Below are 1343 nucleotides of genomic sequence, written 5' to 3'. Positions count from 1 at the left end.
GCTCTGGAGCGCTCGCCACAGCGTCGTTGCAACGTCGCTCGACACCCACAAATCGCTCGCCTGGCCGGACGACATCCGTGCCGCGCTCGAAAAACTTCTGGAGACATCAGATGCATGAAATCCTGCAGCCCGAGGGATGGGCGAAGCCGATCGGTTACTCCAACGGCGTCGCAGCCAGCGGTCRCACGGTCTTCGTCGGCGGCCAGATCGGCTGGAATGGCAATTGCGAATTCGAGACCGACGACTTCGTCGGCCAGGTGCGTCAGACGCTTGAAAACGTCGTCGCCGTGCTGCGCGCCGGCGGTGCCGAGCCGCACCACATCACCACGATGACCTGGTATTTCACCGACAAGAAGGAATACACCGAAAACCTGCGCGGCCTTGGACAGGCCTATCGCGACGTCATCGGCCGGCATTTCCCGGCCATGGCCGCCATGCAGGTCGTGGCGCTGGTCGAGGACCGCGCCAAGATCGAGATCCAGGCCACCGCCGTCATTCCCGAGTAAGGCCATATGAGCGCGACGCGGTTTTCCGAGAGCGTTACGGGCAGCTTGAGCGACGGCGTGCTTGTCGTCACCATCGACAATCCGCCGGTCAATGCGGTTTCGGCGCATGTCCGCCAGGGGCTGGTCAAGGCGCTCGACCACGCCGCCGCATCGAGCATAGTGGTCGGCATCGTCATCACAGGCGCTGGCCGAACCTTTGTCGGCGGCGCCGACATCAGGGAATTCGGCAAGCCCCCGGTCGAACCGTCGCTGCCCGAAGTCATCGAGCGCATCGAAGGCTTCGGCAAGCCGGTGGTCGCTGCGGTTAATGGCGCCGCGCTCGGCGGCGGCTGCGAAATCGCGCTCGCCTGCCATGGCCGCATCGCCGGCGACAAAGCGAGCTTCGGCATGCCCGAGGTCAAGCTTGGGATTGTGCCGGGSGCCGGCGGCACCCAGCGCCTGCCGCGCCTGATCGGCACCGTCGCCGCGATCGACCTGATCGGCAGCGGCCGTGCGGTCAAGGCGACCGAAGCGCTGACACTCGGTCTTGTCGATGGCGTTTCAAACGATCATCTCGACGCAGCGCTCAGCCTCGTCCACGATCTCGCCAGCGCGCCGCTGCGCCGCACCGGCCTGTTGGAAGTCCCAGCCACCGAACCGGCGGCCGTCGATGCCGCAGCGAAAAAGATCCTGTCCAAGGCACGCGGCCAGGCCGCGCCCGCCGAGGCCGTCCGCCTCGTCAAGGCAGCCGCACAGGTCGACCTCAGGCAAGGCCTCGCCGACGAGCGCGCGACCTTCGTTCGGCTGCGCGATTCCGCGGAATCCGCAGCGCTCCGCCATGTGTTCTTCGCCGAACGT

The 1343-nt window shown here is 66.4% G+C and carries 2 protein-coding genes; both read left to right on the top strand.

Annotated features, from left to right (window positions below; translation table 11 throughout):
- The first annotated feature begins 110 nt into the window (after positions 1-110).
- Positions 111-506, top strand: coding sequence for a RidA family protein (locus tag AC1DUU_RS32160; protein ID WP_476787340.1), 396 nt, complete (start codon positions 111-113; stop codon positions 504-506).
- A 6-nt stretch (positions 507-512) separates the two neighbouring features.
- Positions 513-1343: enoyl-CoA hydratase/isomerase family protein (locus tag AC1DUU_RS32155; protein WP_476787339.1), on the top strand; the 831-nt coding region annotated here is incomplete at its 3' end.

This window comes from Aminobacter sp. P4_H6_2, assembly GCF_056400805.1.
Note: the sequence above shows the minus strand (reverse complement) of the source record. Positions and strands in the feature narration are given on the sequence as shown.